This window comes from Gammaproteobacteria bacterium (assembly GCA_003696665.1).
In the GTDB taxonomy this organism is placed as follows: Bacteria; Pseudomonadota; Gammaproteobacteria; order Enterobacterales.
This window is the reverse complement of sequence record RFGJ01000070.1, coordinates 1-18,420: the sequence shown is the minus strand read 5'-3', so window position 1 is coordinate 18,420 and position 18,420 is coordinate 1. Positions and strand designations below refer to the sequence as shown.

The 18,420-nt window shown below is 50.8% G+C and carries 16 protein-coding genes; 3 read left to right on the top strand and 13 right to left on the bottom strand.

Annotation, left to right across the window (positions count from 1 at the left end):
• From D6694_02445 to D6694_02400, 10 genes are all read right to left on the bottom strand, one after another.
• Positions 1-167, bottom strand: a 167-nt coding sequence (locus D6694_02445; GenBank protein ID RMH47223.1) for a S1 RNA-binding domain-containing protein, incomplete at its 3' end; no start/stop codon positions are given.
• Positions 168-283: 116 nt separating this feature from the next.
• Entirely contained in the window at positions 284-976 is a 693-nt protein-coding gene (locus D6694_02440) for a (d)CMP kinase (GenBank protein RMH47222.1), read from the bottom strand.
• A complete protein-coding gene (locus D6694_02435) occupies positions 973-2,076 on the bottom strand; it encodes a histidinol-phosphate transaminase (GenBank protein ID RMH47221.1) in 1,104 nt (367 codons plus the stop codon). Before D6694_02435 ends, D6694_02440 begins: the two co-directional genes overlap by 4 nt.
• A complete protein-coding gene (gene serC / locus D6694_02430; GenBank protein ID RMH47220.1) occupies positions 2,066-3,190 on the bottom strand; it encodes a 3-phosphoserine/phosphohydroxythreonine transaminase in 1,125 nt (374 codons plus the stop codon). Before serC ends, D6694_02435 begins: the two co-directional genes overlap by 11 nt.
• Positions 3,177-5,753 (bottom strand): DNA gyrase subunit A, encoded by a 2,577-nt coding sequence (gene gyrA, locus D6694_02425; protein RMH47219.1) that lies wholly within the window; start codon positions 5,751-5,753, stop codon positions 3,177-3,179. The genes serC and gyrA overlap by 14 nt, the downstream gene beginning before the upstream one ends.
• 186 nt (positions 5,754-5,939) lie before the next feature.
• Complete coding sequence (locus tag D6694_02420; GenBank protein ID RMH47218.1) at positions 5,940-7,418, bottom strand: aminotransferase class V-fold PLP-dependent enzyme; 1,479 nt, start codon at positions 7,416-7,418, stop codon at positions 5,940-5,942.
• Between the two features lie 131 nt (positions 7,419-7,549).
• Complete coding sequence (locus D6694_02415; GenBank protein ID RMH47217.1) at positions 7,550-8,995, bottom strand: bifunctional 2-methylcitrate dehydratase/aconitate hydratase; 1,446 nt, start codon at positions 8,993-8,995, stop codon at positions 7,550-7,552.
• Between the two features lie 78 nt (positions 8,996-9,073).
• The gene (locus D6694_02410) at positions 9,074-10,222 is read right to left on the bottom strand and encodes a 2-methylcitrate synthase (GenBank protein ID RMH47216.1); all 1,149 of its coding nucleotides are present in this window, start codon (positions 10,220-10,222) and stop codon (positions 9,074-9,076) included.
• Positions 10,219-11,106: a methylisocitrate lyase gene (locus D6694_02405; protein ID RMH47215.1), complete on the bottom strand. Its 888-nt coding sequence runs from the start codon at positions 11,104-11,106 to the stop codon at positions 10,219-10,221. Before D6694_02405 ends, D6694_02410 begins: the two co-directional genes overlap by 4 nt.
• A 17-nt stretch (positions 11,107-11,123) precedes the next feature.
• Positions 11,124-12,644 carry a fumarate hydratase gene (locus tag D6694_02400; protein RMH47214.1) on the bottom strand — a complete coding sequence of 507 codons (1,521 nt, stop codon included), beginning with the start codon at positions 12,642-12,644 and terminating at the stop codon, positions 11,124-11,126.
• Positions 12,645-12,761: 117 nt separating this feature from the next.
• On the opposite strand from D6694_02400, the gene pabB reads away from it, so the two are divergent.
• From pabB to D6694_02385, 3 genes are all read left to right on the top strand, one after another.
• The gene (gene pabB / locus D6694_02395; GenBank protein RMH47213.1) at positions 12,762-14,075 is read left to right on the top strand and encodes an aminodeoxychorismate synthase component I; all 1,314 of its coding nucleotides are present in this window, start codon (positions 12,762-12,764) and stop codon (positions 14,073-14,075) included.
• Positions 14,072-14,647, top strand: coding sequence for a CoA pyrophosphatase (locus D6694_02390; GenBank protein ID RMH47212.1), 576 nt, complete (start codon positions 14,072-14,074; stop codon positions 14,645-14,647). Before pabB ends, D6694_02390 begins: the two co-directional genes overlap by 4 nt.
• A gap of 69 nt (positions 14,648-14,716) precedes the next feature.
• The gene (locus D6694_02385; GenBank protein RMH47211.1) at positions 14,717-16,087 is read left to right on the top strand and encodes an L-serine ammonia-lyase; all 1,371 of its coding nucleotides are present in this window, start codon (positions 14,717-14,719) and stop codon (positions 16,085-16,087) included.
• Here D6694_02385 and D6694_02380 read toward each other — a convergent pair.
• From D6694_02380 to D6694_02370, 3 genes are all read right to left on the bottom strand, one after another.
• Positions 16,074-16,742 carry a sensor histidine kinase gene (locus D6694_02380; protein RMH47210.1) on the bottom strand — a complete coding sequence of 223 codons (669 nt, stop codon included), beginning with the start codon at positions 16,740-16,742 and terminating at the stop codon, positions 16,074-16,076. The two genes, D6694_02385 and D6694_02380, sit on opposite strands and share 14 nt — an antisense overlap.
• 8 nt (positions 16,743-16,750) lie before the next feature.
• Positions 16,751-17,725 carry an HTH-type transcriptional regulator CysB gene (gene cysB, locus D6694_02375; GenBank protein RMH47209.1) on the bottom strand — a complete coding sequence of 325 codons (975 nt, stop codon included), beginning with the start codon at positions 17,723-17,725 and terminating at the stop codon, positions 16,751-16,753.
• The coding region (locus tag D6694_02370) for a 5'-nucleotidase (GenBank protein ID RMH47208.1) at positions 17,722-18,420 on the bottom strand (699 nt) is incomplete at its 5' end. The genes D6694_02370 and cysB, both read right to left, overlap by 4 nt.

The following is an 18,420-nucleotide window of genomic DNA, read 5'->3' as shown; positions in this document are numbered from 1 at the left end:
TCATCCCGGAACTGATCAAGCGGGATGATGCCTTCGGACTTCAGGCCAGCATCCACGACGGCGACTTCGTTGTCCATATCAACAACAACGCCCTCAACCACCGTGCCTGGCTGCATATCCAGATTCTTTAAACTTTCTTCAAAAAGTTCAGCGAAGCTTTCGCTCATTCGTAGTTACCCAATTTAGTTAATGGCTTACGCCGTTTACCAAGCCACCGTTTCGTCCTGAATCGGTGGGTTGCCCAACCCGCATTCACGATTTCATCCATGCGTGAATACCCAATTTACCTCTCTGCCAAAGGCAGTTTTGATAATACAATCGACCACACCCTATCGAGCACCTGCTCGACGGTGAGGGTCGTCGTATCAAGGACCACCGCATCGTCGGCAGGCCTTAACGGGGCCACCGGACGATTGCGATCACGCTCATCACGTGTTTTGATGTCCTCTAAAAGGGCCGCAATGTTAGCATCTACCCCCTTTTGTTTCAACTGGTTATAACGCCGTTGCGCACGCGCTTCGGCGCTCGCGTCCATAAAAATTTTGACTTCAGCATTAGGGAAGACCACCGTACCCATGTCACGGCCATCCGCAACTAATCCAGGCGGTTGACGGAAGGCGCGTTGACGCGCCAGTAATGCATCTCGTACCGCAGGCAATGATGCAACCATAGACGCCTTACGGCCAGTCTCTTCAGTACGTAGGCAATCGTCAACATTGTCGCCGTCGAGCCAGACGCTGACGAGCTCCGAATCATCAGATACATGGAAAGTGACAGGCAAGGAATACGCCAGTTGTGCCAGCGCGCGCTCGTCATCAAGTTTGACTCCTAGCCGTTCAGCATAAATTGCCAGCACCCGATATAATGCGCCAGAATCCAACAAATGCCAGCCAAGCTTTTTGGCCAGATATTTACAGACTGTCCCCTTACCGACGCCGCTTGGTCCATCCACCGCAATGACCGGCACTTCGCTCATCGCCCGGTCACCTTCTTGAGGGCCTGCACAAAGCGTTCATTTTCTTCCATTGTGCCGATACTGACACGCAAATGTGAGGGCAATTCATAATTGGCAACAGGACGCACAATCACCCCTTCGTGTAACAACTTTTGGTAAAGGCTCTGCGCATCACATTCGAAATCAATCGTCAAAAAGTTGCCCGCAGACGGAATATAACGATAGCCCATGTCGTCCATAGCTGCCGTCAGATAGGCCATTCCTGCTTTGTTCAGCTCAACCGCTTTTTGTAGAAAATCCACGTCCGACAAGGCGGCTTCTGCAGCCGCAAGCGCGAGGCTGTTCACATTAAACGGTTGGCGAATACGGTTGAGCAAATCAGCAACGTCAGGATGCGAAACCGAATAGCCAACGCGTAACCCGGCCAGCCCGTACGCTTTGGAAAACGTTCTGGTGACAATCAAATTGGGAAATTCCGCCAGCTTGCTAAGTGTCTGCGGATAATCGGGGGAGTCGACATATTCATAATAAGCTTCATCCACAACGACAATGACATTTTCCGGCACACGCTTTAAGAACGTGCGTAATTCATTTGCGCTCACCCAGGTCCCTGTTGGGTTGTTGGGGTTGGCGATAAAAATCAAACTGGTTTGTTCTGTGATGGCGTCCGCCATGGCATCTAAATCGTGCCCATAATTTCGAGCCGGCACCACCACGGCCTTCGCCTCAACAGCCTTAGTGACAATCGGATACACCAAGAAAGCATGCTGTGAAAAAATCACTTCTCGACCCGGCCCAGCAAACGTCCGTGCAATCAGGTCCAACACGTCATTGGAGCCATTGCCCAAGGTGATTTGTCCTGCCCGAATCCCCAGCTTTTCGCTTAGTGCTTGTTTCAGATAATAGCCATTGGCATCAGGGTAACGCGCAATATCGGCCATACACGATTCCATGGCTTCTCGTACTTTGAGCGAACAGCCTAATGGATTTTCATTGCTGGCCAATTTCACGATATCGGTCAAGCCGAGCTCGCGTTGCAGTTCACTGATTGGCTTGCCCGGCTGATAAGGCTGGAGGCCCCGAATGCCAGCATTGGCCAGGGCGGTCAAATCACAACTCATCTACTCCCTCCGCATATCTTTGTTCAAATTCGCACATAAAATCGATAAGCGCCTCAACGCCCGACAATGGCATGGCGTTGTAAAGACTTGCTCTCATACCGCCGACACTTCGGTGCCCCTTCAATGCCACTAGACCTCTCGCCTCCGCCATACTCAGAAATAGCTCATCAAGGTGTGGCTTCGTCAGCGTGAATGGAATATTCATCCACGACCGATTTTTAGGTGATACATTGTTTCGGTACAACGAACTGTCATCAATTGTCTGGTAAAGTTGCCGTGCCTTATGCTGATTCTGTTTCGCAACGGCTGCAAGTCCACCCTGCTTAATTAACCATCTAAACATCATGGCGGCGATGTAGATGGGAAAAACCGCAGGCGTATTATATAACGACGAATGATCCGCATAGGTTTTGTATTGCAAAAGCGTAGGCACAAATCGCGGCGCTTCTGCGACAAGATCCTCTCGGATAATGACAAGCGTGACCCCAGCGGTACCAATATTTTTTTGAGCGCCAGCAAAAATCACACCGAATTTTTCTATGTCAATCGGACGAGACAACAAGCAGGACGACATATCGGCCACAAGCGGCACATCGCTTCCATATAAGGCCTTGGTGTCCAGTGGCTCGTCAATGCTCAACCCATCAATGGTTTCATTGGGGGTGTAATAGAGGTAACCGGCCTTTTCGCTTATTGGCCAAGACCCAGTTGTCGAGATTTCAACCATGCCATCAGATTCTTGACGCACAGCCATACGATTGACTTCGACATAACGCTCTGCTTCCCGCTCTGCTTTGTCAGACCAGCGTCCAGTGCAGGCATAATCCGCATATCCGGCACCACCAAGATTCATGGGAACCATAGCAAACTGGTGGCTCGCGCTTCCATGCACCCAAAGCACTTTATAATGCTCAGGCACCTGCAATAGATGCCGCAGATTGCGCTCAGCCTCTTCTAGCAAAGCAGCAAATTCACGGGAGCGATGCGAGATCTCCATGACCGACCGCCCCATTCCTTGCCAGTCGAGCAATTCATCCCGCACTTGTTCAAGTAGTTCAGTCGGAAGCGTTGCTGGCCCCGCACTAAAGTTATATACGCGACTAGTGCTGTTCATCGCTATCTTGGTCTATCGACGCCGTGTCTGTGCCCAATTCTTCAATGCGTTGCATACCCGCTAATTTTTCACCTTCATCCAACCGTATGAGCAGCACGCCTTGGGTGTTGCGGCCCATCACCCTGACTTCATTTGCACGGCAACGGATCAGCGTGCCGGCATCCGTTATCAACATGTACTCATCATCGTCATGTACGGCAATCGCTCTTACGAGCCGACCATTTCGGGCGCTTGTCTGTACTGCGATCACACCCTGTCCACCGCGTCCCCGGACTGGAAAATCTTCCATTGCCGTTCGCTTCCCATAGCCATTTTCTGTTGCCACCAAAACCGTCGCATTCGGCTCGACGACAACCAGTGACATGACTTGTTCGCCTTGTCCGAGACGCATGCCTCGAACGCCGCGCGCAACACGCCCCATCGGTCGGACTTCCTGTTCACGGAAGCGGATGGCCTTGCCAGCATTTGAGAAAAGCATAATTTCATCTTCACCGGATGTGAGCACGACACCCACGAGTCTATCCCCATCGACGAGATCAACAGCGCGTATACCGGTGCTTCGCGGCCGAGAGTAATCTATCAACGGTGTCTTTTTCACCGTGCCACTGCTCATCGCCATAAACACATACTGGCCGCTGTCGTAGTCTGAGACCGGCAAGATAAAGTCAATTTTTTCCCCATCCTCAAGCGGTAAGAGATTCACAATTGGCTTGCCACGCGCCCCGCGTCCGGCTTCAGGCAACTCATACACTTTTAACCAGTAAACTTTACCCAGGTTGGAAAAACACAAAATGGTGTCATGCGTCGAAGCCACCAAGAGGCGTTCAATGAAGTCCTCGTCTTTCATTCGAGTGGCGCTTTTGCCTCGTCCACCGCGCCGTTGTGCACGATAGTCTGCGAGCGGCTGGTATTTAACATATCCCTCGTGTGACAGTGTCACAACGACCGATTGTTCGGTAATGAGATCTTCGAGCGTCAAGTCTAACTTAGAAGACAGAATCTCTGTTCTCCGGTCATCGCCATATTTGTCAGAGATTTCTTGCAGCTCTTCGCAAATGACTTCCATCAAACGTGGCTCTGAAGCCAAGATGTGCATCAATTCAGCGATGGTATCAATCAACGAGCGATATTCGTCCAGAATTTTTTCATGCTCCAAGCCTGTCAACTTGTGCAACCGCAGATCAAGAATCGCCTGTGCCTGCTCAGGCGATAACCGGTAGACCTGGCCGTGCACGCCAAAATGGTCCGGCAATCCTTCCGGTCGGCAGGCGTCAGCGCCCGCACGTTCAAGCATGGCCTTAACATTACCTATCGGCCACGCTTTCTCCATCAAAGCAGCTTTTGCTTCTGCCGGGCTGGGCGATTTTTTGATGAGTTCAATAATTTCATCAATATTGGCGAGCGCGATGGCGAGTCCTTCAAGCACATGGGCTTTCTCACGCGCTTTACGCAGCTCAAAGATGGTTCTGCGTGTCACCACTTCCCGTCTGTGGTTAATAAATGCCGTCAACGCATCTTTCAGGTTAAACAAGCGCGGCTGCCCTTGATCGAGCGCCACCATATTGATCCCGAACACCGTTTGCATTTGGGTTTGGGCAAATAAATTATTCAGAACAACTTCTGGGACTTCACCACGTCTGAGTTCGATCACGACTCGCATACCCTGCTTGTCAGACTCATCGCGCAGACCAGTAATCCCTTCAATTTTTTTGTCTTTGACAAGTTCTGCAATTTTTTCAATCAGCCTTGCTTTGTTGACTTGGTAGGGCAGCTCATCAATAACTATCTGTTGCCGATTGCCATTTTCACCCATGTTCTCGAAGTGTGTCCGTGCCCGCACATAAATGCGCCCTCTGCCTGTTCGATAGGCTTCGACAATACCGGCACGACCATTAATGATGCCAGCCGTTGGGAAGTCGGGGCCCGGGATATAAGTCATCAGCTCGTCGATCGTGATCTCAGGATTCTCAATCAAGGCCAAACAGCCTGCGATCACTTCACGCAAATTGTGCGGTGGTATATTCGTGGCCATACCGACAGCGATCCCAGATGCACCGTTGACCAGTAGATTTGGCACGCGCGTGGGAAGCACTGAAGGCTCTGTTTCACTGCCATCATAGTTCTCCACAAAATCGACAGTTTCCTTGTCAAGATCGGCCAGCAGTTCGTGCGCGATGCGCGCCATTCGCACCTCGGTATAACGCATTGCCGCTGGCGCGTCGCCATCCACCGAACCAAAGTTGCCTTGCCCGTCCACAAGTGGGTATCGAAGTGAAAATGGTTGTGCCATGCGCACAATGGTGTCATATACCGCGGAATCACCATGTGGGTGATACTTACCGATCACATCACCCACAACGCGCGCTGATTTTTTATACGGCTTGTTGTAATGATTGCCTAGCACTTGCATGGCATAGAGCACGCGGCGATGAACCGGCTTCAACCCATCCCGAACATCGGGAAGGGCCCGCCCAACAATGACGCTCATCGCGTAATCTAAATAAGAGGTTTTTAATTCATCTTCGATATTGATAGGCAGGATTTCTTTGGCCATTTCGCCCATAAAACATCAATCCTTTTTGTTATTGTGAAAACTGTGGAAAGCGCCCCACAACAAAGGCGTACATTGTACCACAGAGCCGGATGATCTGGCAGCTTGCAAAGTGTCCGGCACAAAGCGCCAGCAAAGCATATAAATTGTAGGAAACTCAGTATGTTGGAATTGTTTTCTCGATAATTTATTGGATAACTAATACAGCCGCGCGGCGCTCAGACTGGGTAGAATCTGCAGTTCACAGGTCTGATAGAACTCACCGGTGGCAGAATCAAAGCGATACGGACGACTCCACTCAACAATATTGTCAATCACTTGGTGTATCGCACGCGCGATCATCAGTACTTCATCTTCAGTCATTGTTGGGTGCAAAGAAACACGTACCCAACCTGGCTTGCTGCTTAAATCACCCGCATCGATTTGCGCGGTGATTTGCTGAGAGCGCTCTTGATCAACGCCCAACAGGATATGGCCGTACGTACCAGCACAAGAGCACCCTCCCCGCACCTGAATACCGAAATAATCGTTGAGGATTTTCACAAGGAGATTGTGATGAATATGCCGACTGTAAAAGGAAAAAATGGGCAATCGTTCCTGCTGCTGTCCCTCCAACAGCTCGATATCAGGATGGCGGGTCAGTTCCCGCACAAATAAGCTGGCCAGATGGCGTTCGCGTGCTCGGATACGCTCGATCCCCATCGCTTCTTTAAGCCGTACGGCAAGGGCCGCCTTGATCGCTTGCAAAAATCCGGGGGTGCCTCCATCTTCGCGAATCTCAATGTTATCGTAATACCGGTGTCCGCCCCAGGGGTTGGTCCACGCGACGGTACCGCCTCCCGGTTGATCTGGCGTTGAGAGCCGGTAAAGACGGGAATGAAAGACCAAAACACCTGAACTGCCTGGCCCTCCTAAGAACTTGTGGGGTGAAAAAAAGATACCATCAAGGCGCTCATCAAGGTTGGCCGGATGCATGTTAATAGAGACATATGGCGCAGACGCCGCGAAATCGACAAAACATATTCCGCCATACTTGTGCATCAGTGCCGCCATCCGATGATAATCGGTTTCAATTCCGGTGACGTTAGAACATGCGGTAAAAGAACCAATCAACAGTGGTCGGTTCTGGTGTTCGGACTGTAAAATATCTTCGAGATGTTGGAGACTAGGTTTGCCGTCCTCGCCTCTTTCTATGATGGCGATATCAACATCGCACTCTTCCCACGTCGTTTGATTGGAATGGTGTTCCATGTGCGTGATACAAACCAGTGGTTTTTGACGCTTATCTGGCAAATACTGCTGCCATTGTTCTGGTCCACGAAGGCCCAGTATACGTTGCAGTTTATTGATCGCTGACGTCATGCCATTGCCGCAAAAGAGTAGGACGTCATTCTGATCGGCGCCCACATGATGTTTAATCAGGCTGCGCGCTTCATCGTAGGCAGCGCTCATCGCACACCCAGTCCATGTGGATTCTGTATGGGTATTGCCAACCCAAGGACCAAGCTCTTCGCTCAAATAAGTCTCAATCGGTTGATATAACCGACCACTCGCGGTCCAATCCGCGTAAACGAGCGGTGTGCGACCATTATACGTCTCCACCAATAAGTCGTGCCCAATGGTGTTCTGTCGAAAAGGGAGATACCAGTCGTCCAAAGTGTTCGCTGCAGCATCCATCTCTTTCACAAATCGAGAGCCAAACGTTATAAGCTAATAACTGGTTTAAAACGCTAACTGAATCCATGTCATCAAGCAAGCAGAAAAAAGGCCCATGATAAATGGGCCTTTTTTCACATCATGTGAAGGTATTAAATGACCATGAGATCAACAAATTCATTGACAGGGGTTGCGTATAACTCTTCCTTGTCCATGCACATTTCAAAAATGTCCTGCGCTTGCAGACGTGGGAACCTCGTTTGCAAGTTTGTCTTGAATTTGTTGATGAGAACAGGGATCCCTTCTTCACGACGACGGCGGTGGCCTATCGGATACTCAATCTCAATTTTGTCCGTGCTCGTGCCATCTTTGAAGAAAACCTGTACAGCATTGGCAATACTGCGCTTGTCAGGATCATGGTATTCCTTGCTGTAACGCTTGTCTTCCTGAACAACCATTTTATCGCGCAACATGTCGATCCGTGGGTCGGCAGCTGCCTCATCTTCGTAGTCATCGGCTGTTAGGTTGCCTTTTAACAACGCTACCGCCACCATGTATTGCAAGCAATGATCACGATCTGCCGGGTTGTGCAATTCGCCTTGCTTACTGATAATTCGAATCGCCGACTCATGCGTTGTCAGTTCGATGCGATCTATGTCGTCAAGCCGGTGCACCACTTCGGGATGCAACTTCACTGCAGCTTCCACGGCCGTCTGCGCATGGAATTCTGCCGGGAAAGAAATCTTAAACAGGACGTTTTCCATCACATAACTGCCGAAGTCGCGCTGAAACTTAAACTTCTGGCCATTGAACAACACGTCATAGAAGCCCCATTTGGGCGCTGAGAGAACGCTCGGGTAGCCCATTTCCCCTTTTATGGTCATCAAGGCCAGACGAACCGCCCGAGAGCATGCATCCCCTGCAGCCCAACTTTTACGCGAACCCGTATTCGGGGCATGACGATAAGTTCGCAAGGCTTGTCCATCAACAAACGCTTGTGACACTGCGTTGATGATGTCATCGCGATCGCCACCAAGCAATTCGGTCACCACCGCAGCAGAAGCCACTTTCACGAGTACCACGTGGTCAAGACCGACGCGGTTGAAACTGTTCTCGAGCGCCAAAACACCCTGGATTTCGTGCGCCTTGATCATGGCCGTCAGAACATCGTACATGGTCAACGGCTCGTAGCCATCGGCAAGGCGAACACGTGACACATAATCAGCAACGGCAAGAATGGCGCCGAGATTATCCGACGGGTGTCCCCATTCCGCTGCCAGCCATGTGTCATTGAAATCCAGCCAACGAATCATGGTGCCGATATTAAATGCGGCCTGAACCGGATCTAGCTGAAATTGCGTTCCAGGAACTTTGGCGCCATTCGGCACAATCGTGCCGGGTACCACAGGCCCCAATAACTTTGTGCATTCTGGATAACGGAGCGCTAAAAAGCCACATCCCAGCGTGTCCATTAAACAATAACGCGCAGTCTCATAAGCTTCTTCACTTTCAATGACATAATCGGCCACATACTCTGCGATTTTGACAAGCTCCGGATCCGGATCTGGACGGACGTTGATATCAACGTTTGCACTCATAACAGTTTTTGCTCCTTATTGATTGACAAAGGTGCGGTGGTGGACACCGCACGACCTGTAAATTTTCTATGCGATAATTTAAGGACGTTTGTTCAACGGAACAAACTCGCGGGGCTCAGGGCCAACGTAATTCGCACTCGGACGAATGATTTTCCCGTCTCGACGTTGTTCCATAACATGGGCTGCCCAACCGGTTACCCGCGACATGACGAAAATTGGTGTGAACATGGCGGTTGGGATTCCCATGACGTGATAGGCAACGGCCGAATACCAATCCAAGTTAGGGAACATTTTTTTCTCTTCCCACATCACTGACTCAAGTCGCTCGGCAATGCTGAAGAGTTTCATATTCTTTTGTTCTTTGGAAAGCCGTCGAGCGACCTCCTTAATCACTTGATTGCGCGGATCGCTGACCGTGTAGACCGGGTGGCCAAACCCGATGACAATTTCTTTTCTCGCGAGCCGGGCCTTAATGTCCGCCTCAGCCTCATCCGGTGTCTGATAGCGTTGCTGGATTTCTAACGCAACTTCATTGGCACCACCGTGTTTCGGGCCACGTAAGGCGCCAATGGCACCACAAATGGCTGAATACATGTCGGAACCGGTGCCAGCGATCACTCGGCCAGTGAAAGTTGAGGCGTTAAACTCATGTTCTGCATACAAAATGAGCGAAGTATGCATCGAACGTTGCCATAGCTGGCTCGGTTTTTCGCCGTGTAGCAAATGAAGGAAATGGGCCGCAATAGAATCATCGTCTGTTTCCACATCAATACGGCGACCATTGTGCGAATAGTGGTACCAATACAAAAGCATGGACGGGAAAGACGCCAACAGCCGATCCGCGATGTCCTTGGCATTGGCTTCCGCGTGATCCTCTTTCTCCGGAAGCACCGTACCCAATACCGAACAGCCCGTTCTCAACACATCCATTGGGTGCGCGGCAGCAGGAATCAGCTCCAATGCACTTTGTACAATTTCAGGCAGGCCGCGCAGCGCTTTTAGTTTACGTTTGTATTGCGCAAGCTCGGCAACATTTGGCAAGTGGCCATGAATCAAGAGATAAGCGATCTCCTCGAATTCACATGACTCTGCCAAATCCAATATGTCATATCCCCGATAATGTAAGTCATTGCCGGAACGTCCGACGGTACATAGAGCGGTATTGCCCGCAGCCACCCCCGACAAAGCCACCGACTTTTTTGCTTTTGGTAGTACTTGTTCTGTCATTTTTGGTTCTCCTTTGTAAACAATTCGTCCAATTTTTGCTCGTAACCGTGATAATCAAGAAAGTCGTATAACTCTTCCCTAGTCTGCATTTTCTCGATCAAATCGCGCTGATGCCCAACTTTTCGCACGGTTTGATAAAACTCCAATGCTGCTTTGTTCATCATCCGGTAAGCGCCGCAGCAATACAGCACAATATCAACACCGACTTCACCAAGTTCCTGGGTCGAAAACAGCGGAGTTTTTCCAAATTCGGTGATGTTTGCCAGGATGGGAACGCCCACTGCTTCCTTGAACCTACGATAATCGTCCAAGTTTGTAATCGCTTCAGGGAAAATCATGTCGGCCCCAGCCTCAACACAAGCACAAGCTCTCTCAATCGCTGCCTCCAGCCCCTCAACTGCGATGGCATCGGTACGGGCCATAATGACAAACTGATCATCAATCCGGGCATCCACTGCCGCCTTAATCCGGTCAACCATCTCTTGCTGCGACACAATAGCCTTGTTCGGTCGGTGACCACATCGCTTGGCCGCAACCTGATCTTCAATATGGCAACCCGCCGCACCAGCGCGCGTCATCAGTCGTACTGTGCGTGCAATATTGAAGGCTCCCCCGAAACCCGTGTCGGCATCTACCAAAAGCGGCAACGAACAAGTATCAGTAATGCGTCGAATATCGACTAACACATCTTCTAAGCCACTGATGCCGAGATCCGGCATTCCCAGAGAGTTGGCGGCCACCCCGCCTCCTGACAAATAAATGGCACGATATCCAACTCTTTCTGCCATTCTGGCCGCATACGCTGTGATGGTACCAACCAGTTGCAGAGGTTTTTCTTCGGCCACAGCGGCGCGAAATCGAGCGCCTGCACTTTCAATCGCCATAGGATTATTGTCCCCCGTTATTTGGTATTGTTTTCATTCGCCAACTTGATACGCCAGACTTCCGGCCCCTTTTTGTGTACAGATTCTCCGCGGCTATCGACGGCAACTGTCACGGGCATATCCTCTACTTCAAATTCATACACAGCTTCCATGCCAAGGTCCTCAAAAGCAACCACCCGCGCCTTCTTAATGGCTTTGGACACAAGGTAGGCCGCCCCCCCTACAGCAATCAAATAGACAGATTTGTGCCGACGTATGGCTTCAATGGCTTCATCGCCTCGCTCTGCCTTGCCGATCATGCCGAGCAATCCAGTTTTGGCCAGCATCATTTCGGTAAATTTGTCCATGCGTGTCGCCGTGGTCGGCCCAGCGGGACCCACAACTTCATCCCCGACCGGATCAACCGGCCCAACGTAATAGATAAAACGCCCATTGAAATCAAGGCCTTCCGGCAATGGTTCTCCTTTCGACAACAAATCCGCGATTCGTTTATGTGCCGCATCTCGGCCGGTCAAAATCTTGCCAGACAACAACAGAGTCTGCCCTGGTTGCCAACGCGCTATTTCTTCCCGTGTGATGGTGTCCAGATTCACACGCTGTGCCGTTTCGCCGGGTGACCAACTAATCTCCGGCCAATCTGACAAATCAGGCACCGGTAATTGTGCTGGGCCGCTGCCATCGAGCACGAAGTGAACATGTCGTGTGGCGGCACAATTCGGAATCAGTGCAACTGGCTTGGAAGCGGCATGGGTAGGATAATCTTTGATTTTGACATCCAACACCGTTGTCACACCACCTAAGCCTTGCGCCCCAATTCCCAATCGATTCACTTTTTCATAGAGCTCTAGTCTGAGTTCTTCCACTGCATTTTGGGGCCCCCGCTGCTGCAACTGATGAATATTGACCGGTTCCATCAATGACTCCTTGGCCAGCAGCATTGCCTTTTCAGCGGTGCCGCCGATGCCAATGCCAAGAATGCCGGGAGGACACCAACCGGCCCCCATTTTTGGTACGGTTTCCAGCACCCAGTCAACAATAGAGTCGCTGGGGTTGAGCATGGCGAACTTCGACTTGTTTTCCGAACCGCCTCCTTTCGCCGCCACAGTGATTTCGATTTGATCGCCTGGCACCATTTCCAGATGTACCACCGCCGGCGTATTGTCGCCTGTATTTTTCCTGCGACCTGCGGGATCGGCAACGATCGACTTGCGCAGTGGATTATTGGGATCGCAATAGGCTCGCCGCACGCCTTCATCGATCAACTGCTGTATCGTCATATCGCCTTCCAGTCTGGCGTTCACGCCTAGTTTGACGAATGCCACAACAATGCCAGTATCTTGGCACACTGGCCGATGGCCGTAGGCTGCCATACGCGAATTGATCAGGATCTGAGCAATCGCATCACGTGCCGCCGGATTTTGTTCTTTTTCGTAGGCCTGGGTCATCGCCTGGATGAAATCTTTAGGGTGATAGTAGGAGATATACTGAAGGGCGTCTGCCACCGAGGCGATAATGTCTTCGTTTTTTATCACTGCCATGATGTATTTCACATTTACCCGTCGGAGAAGCCAAGTATACAACAAATCCAAACGATCGTTTCGATTTGATCTGGCCTTGCTTTACAATAGCCGCAGACAACACCGGAGCTCGGCAACATGCAATATTGGAAAAGCAGGCAAGCAAATTGCCAAGTCAACGAAGCTTTTTTTCAGGCGTTGCGGTACATGCTTGACCGTGAACCGTACCCCGCATTGCTAGAAAGTCGAGGGCCCATCACCGCCCAATCCCGATACAGCTTTTACGCTGCCTCACCGCAAACAAAATTAGAGATTTTTCGTACCGCTCACACGTCATTGAGACATCAGCTCAATCAATGGAGCCAGAACGCATTTCATTCTGGCCACGCAGCACAAATATTCGGCTTTCTTTCCTACGATGCTGGTCGCCTGCTTGAAAAGCTTCCCGCGTACGCTGCAGATGATATAGCTCTCCCATACGTCTGGCTAGGCGCCTATCCACTTTACTTTGTTCATGACCGCCAAACAGACGAAGTCACTCTTGAGGGATTGCCGGGCCACGCGCAGCAAGCAGAAAAATGGCTCAAGGCACTGACTGATAGATTAAATCACCCTAATGCCGACGAATTCGAACGCTGCTCTGAATGGGAGTCCAACATGGACTGGCCCGCCTACCGCGATAAGTTTGAGCGAGTACAAGACTACCTTCACAGTGGAGACTGCTATCAAATTAACCTCGCGCAGCGCTGGCAAGCCGCCTATCGTGGAAATCCGCTCATCGCCTATGAGCGTCTGCTCGAAAAGAATGGCGCCCCATTTTCGGGGTTTATCGATCTGGGAGAGGTGCAAATTCTGTCGGTGTCTCCTGAACGCTTCATTCGTGTTGAATCGGGGCAGTGCCAGACGCGTCCCATTAAAGGAACACGGCCCCGTGTCGCCGACCCGATAAAAGACGAGGCACTGCGGAAGGATCTCGCAAACAGTGAAAAAGATAAAGCCGAAAATGTCATGATTGTGGATTTATTAAGAAACGATTTCGCCAAGAGTTGCCGTCCGGGCACAATCCAAGTCCCTGAATTGTTCGCCATCGAAAGCTACCCAGCAGTTCATCATTTGGTCAGTACCATTACCGGCACCCTTCGCCCTGATCGCACCGCCCTTGACCTACTCCTTGATGCATTTCCAGGCGGGTCCATTACCGGAGCCCCAAAAATTAGAGCGATGGCGATAATTGAAATGCTCGAGCCACACCGACGCCAAATCTATTGTGGCTCCTTAGTTCGTTTATCGCCTAATGGTGATATGGACTCCAGCATCGCGATTCGCACGCTGGTCACACATAAACAGAAGATCTACTGTTGGGGCGGCGGCGGTTTGGTCGCTGACTCGGAAGCCCGAAACGAGTACCAAGAAACACTCGACAAGGTCAGTCGAATTCTACCGACGTTATGAAAAACAAAGAGGTACTGACAGCAAGATTGCACACAATCTGCGATCCATTGCCGCAACCAACCAACCGCTGTGGACTGGCGGCTGCTCTGCTCGCGATCGTCCCTGATTCACTCGACCAACACATCATTTTGACGCGGCGTGCGTTGCATTTGCGTCACCACCCTGGGCAGATGAGTTTTCCAGGCGGTGTGGTCGAAGATGGCGAAACGCTCCTTGCCACCGCGCTACGGGAAAGCGAGGAGGAAATTGGATTATCCCGTGAATTCGTCCACACGATTGGTGCCTTACCGCCCATCAAGACGACCAGCGGTTTTGAGCTCCATACTATTGTAGCCCTTGTCGAGGGATTGCCGATACTGACGGCCTCGCCGGACGAAGTACACGAGATCGTACGCTTTCCGTTGAAAAAAGCCTTGGGCAGGCAATACTGGCATTCTGAAATCTTCTACTACCGAGGACAAAAACTATCATTCGAAGTTTGTTGGCATGCTGGCAACTTAATTTGGGGAGCGACGGCAAGAGTCATTGCTGAGCTTCGCCATCGCTGGCATCGAGCTTGGCCAGACCAGTAAAACCCATCTGTTCACTCCCGCACGGAATTGCTAACATCCTCACCATTAATCAAACAATGATGGAAAGACATGGCGATCAGCGTTTTTGATATTTTTTCGATAGGCATCGGGCCATCAAGTTCACATACGGTTGGCCCAATGCATGCCGCCAACCTTTTCCTCGCGCATCTCAAAGGAGCGCCGGTTCACAAAGTCACATGCGAACTTTTTGGGTCCTTAGGTCAGACCGGGAAAGGCCACGGATCAGATAAGGCTGTGATTTTAGGGCTGGCGGGAGAAAAGCCTGACACGGTTGATCCAGACACAGTTCCGGATAAACTGGCAAAAATTCGTGACCAGAAGCGAATCACCCTCGGTAGCGGACAAACGATCGTTTTCGATCCTGATCTGGATATTGTCTTTCATCGCCGCAAAACATTGCCCAAACACCCTAATGGCATGATATTCACGGCCATGACCGAGGATAACGTTGAAATTGCCAGGCATACCTATTACTCGGTAGGTGGGGGCTTTGTTGTCAACGATGACATTGACTCAGAAGACCCGATTATCGAAGACAAGACCGCGCTGCCCTACCCTTTCTCAACTGCGGCAGAATTACTGAGTTTATGTGAACAGAATCAGTGCTCAATTTCTGATCTGATGCTCGCCAATGAAAAAGCCTGGCGTAGTGAAGATGAAATTAAACAGCGGCTTTTGCAGATTTGGAACACAATGGATGCCTGTATTGCACGGGGCCTCACAAAGGACGGCGTGCTTCCAGGGGGTCTCAAAGTCAAAAGGCGAGCCAAAGCCATTTATGAAAGATTATGCCAAGAAGGACAACGTCCAGATGATCCTTTGACAACTATGGACTGGGTGGATTTATATGCCTTGGCTGTGAACGAAGAAAATGCCGCTGGCGGCCGAGTGGTGACAGCGCCCACCAACGGTGCTGCTGGGATCATTCCAGCTGTATTGAAATATTTCCTGGTATTTCGATGCCCAGACTGGCAACACGAAGAAGCCATTGTGCGCTTCCTGTTGACTGCGGGTGCCATTGCCATCCTTTACAAGCTCAATGCTTCCATTTCTGGTGCCGAAGTCGGATGCCAAGGCGAAGTCGGTGTCGCCTGCTCGATGGCTGCTGGCGCGTTAACAGAAGTCTTAGGTGGCACACCATTGCAAGTAGAAAATGCCGCCGAGATAGGCATGGAGCACAATCTTGGCTTGACTTGCGACCCGGTGGGAGGTTTGGTGCAAGTGCCCTGTATCGAGCGCAATGCCATGGCCGCCGTCAAAGCCATCAATGCAGCACGCTTAGCATTGCGCGGTGACGGTGAACATAAAGTTTCACTCGACAAAGTCATCAAGACCATGAAAGAAACCGGACAGGACATGAAAACAAAGTATAAGGAGACGGCACGCGGCGGACTGGCAGTCAACATTATTGAGTGTTAACTATCGGGAACTGGGCCTTCAGACGCACCCATGGGTTTGAACTATGACGCTCTACGCACCAAGCACCATGCATGGCTTCGACCACGCCGGGCCAAAAAGCCCACCCAAGGCCTTGGCCAATCTGAACCTTTTTAGTGAGGTAAAATGGCTGGAAAATGCTCTCCCAGTCAATTGGTTGCGGCGTTTTTGTCACCTGAAACTCAAAGGTCCAAAAGTTCCCGTCCAAAACGACTCTGGCGCAATAATGCCACCCACCCTGCTCGGCGGTGTCGACCAACGCCTGGTGGATTTTCACGAACCAAGGCAAGTCAATCCTCAGCTGGCGCTCACCATCGAACGCCTCAGGTAATGTCACAAAAGCTTGTATGGTATGGGCGATCTCAGCCACCGACACGAGGGTACCCGTTACATGGATACGGCCTCCCATCGCCAGTAATGCTCCATTGAACGCTGCCAGCCGGTCCACGCCATTGAGCGCTTCTTTGAGATACCTATCGATGTCTGCTTTGCCTTGGTCAAGTCGAGCAAGCTCTATGTAACCACGACAGGATGAGAGCAAATTGTTCAGCTCATGTCCCAACAGACCAATAAATTCTTCTGATGCCCAGTTGGGTCGCTCAACTGATAATAATCGCCACTTATCGTCACTTGTCATTTCTGTTGCTAAAAAACCGGAAGGTCAATATCAGAAAACAGCCGCTTCAAAGACTCCTCATCGCGGCACTGGCTTGCCTCAAGCACAACCTCTCGTGTCAGATGTGGCGCAAACAAGCGTATAAACTCAAACATATATTCACGGAAAAATATATTTCGGTGAAAGCCGATGCTCGCTGTGTTGGCTTCAAACAGATGGCTGGCATCAATACGGACCAAGTCTCTATCAGCCACTGGATCAAATGCCATGGATGCAATAATACCAACACCGAGACCGAGCCGGACATAAGTTTTTATAACATCTGCGTCAGTTGCGGCAAACGCAACCTGCGGCTCAAGTCCGGCTTTGGCAAACGCCTTATCAAGCTTTGATCGACCGGTAAAGCCAAACACATAAGTAATCAACGGAAAACGGGCCAGCGTTCGAATATCAAGCCGACTTTCGCCGGCAAGAGGATGATCTGCTGGCACCACAATGCTTCGATTCCAAAGATAACATGGCAACATGACCAAGTTACTGAAACGGTGCAGCTCTTCCGTGGCAATCGCGAAATCCACCTCCCCATTTGAGGCAAACTCTGCAATCTGTTTGGGGCTGCCCTGGTGCATTTGCAAGTGAACTTTTGGATATTTCTCACGAAATGGCTTGATCACCGGTGGCAGCGCATAGCGCGCCTGCGTATGGGTGGTCGCCACCCGCAGCATGCCTTCATCAGGCGTGGCATATTCTGCTGCAATCGCCTTGATATTCGCGGCATCGAGCAAAATGCGTTCCGCAATTTCTAGGATGCGCTCTCCTGGCGGTGTGACGCTCGTCAAATGTTTTCCAGATCGGTTGAAAATCTGAACGCCAAGTTCATCTTCTAGCAATCGAATTTGTTTGCTAATCCCAGGCTGCGATGTATACAAATGCTCCGCAGTGGCTGAAACATTCAGCCCATGCTTTCTCACTTCACAGATATACCTGAGCTGCTGTAGCTTCATGTTCTATCCTCACCAGAGAGCGACGTAGCGGGGCTATCGCCCGTACGAGGTTGTTCATTTGTCACACCGTGGGGAACGTGGGCAGCAGTGACGATTCCAGCCGCGTTATCACAATGCCCCTTCTGATCATCGAAGAAAATATCGGCCCCAAAAGCTTTTAAGAAAGGCCCTTTGTTCATCCCGCCAAGAAACAGTGCTTGATCAATACGGATATTCCACTCCCTTAACGTACGAATCACGCGCTCATGCGCTGGGGCCGCGCGTGCCGTGACCAAAGCCGTGCGTATCGGGCACTGGTCAGGCGGAAAGCGCGTTTGCAAATGATGAAGTGCCGCCAAAAAGGGCTTGAACGGGCCACCCTCAAGTGGCTGGCGCGCGGAGGCTTTTTCGCTGTGAGCAAAAGCATCTAGGCCCTGACTCCGATAAACTCGTTCGGCTTCATCCGAAAAGATCACCGCATCACCATCAAACGCAATACGCAGCTCCTCGGTATGATTTTGTTGCGCTGCGTTATGCACAATGGTGGCTGCCGCGACGCCATGATTTAACGCTTTTACCACGTCATCGCCATTAGTTGACAAAAACAAATGAGAACCAAATGTGGCCACATAAGGGTATGGTGACTCACCGCTGGTAAAAGCGGCACGAGTAATATTGAGTTGGTAATGTTCGATGGAGTTAAAGATTCTCAAACC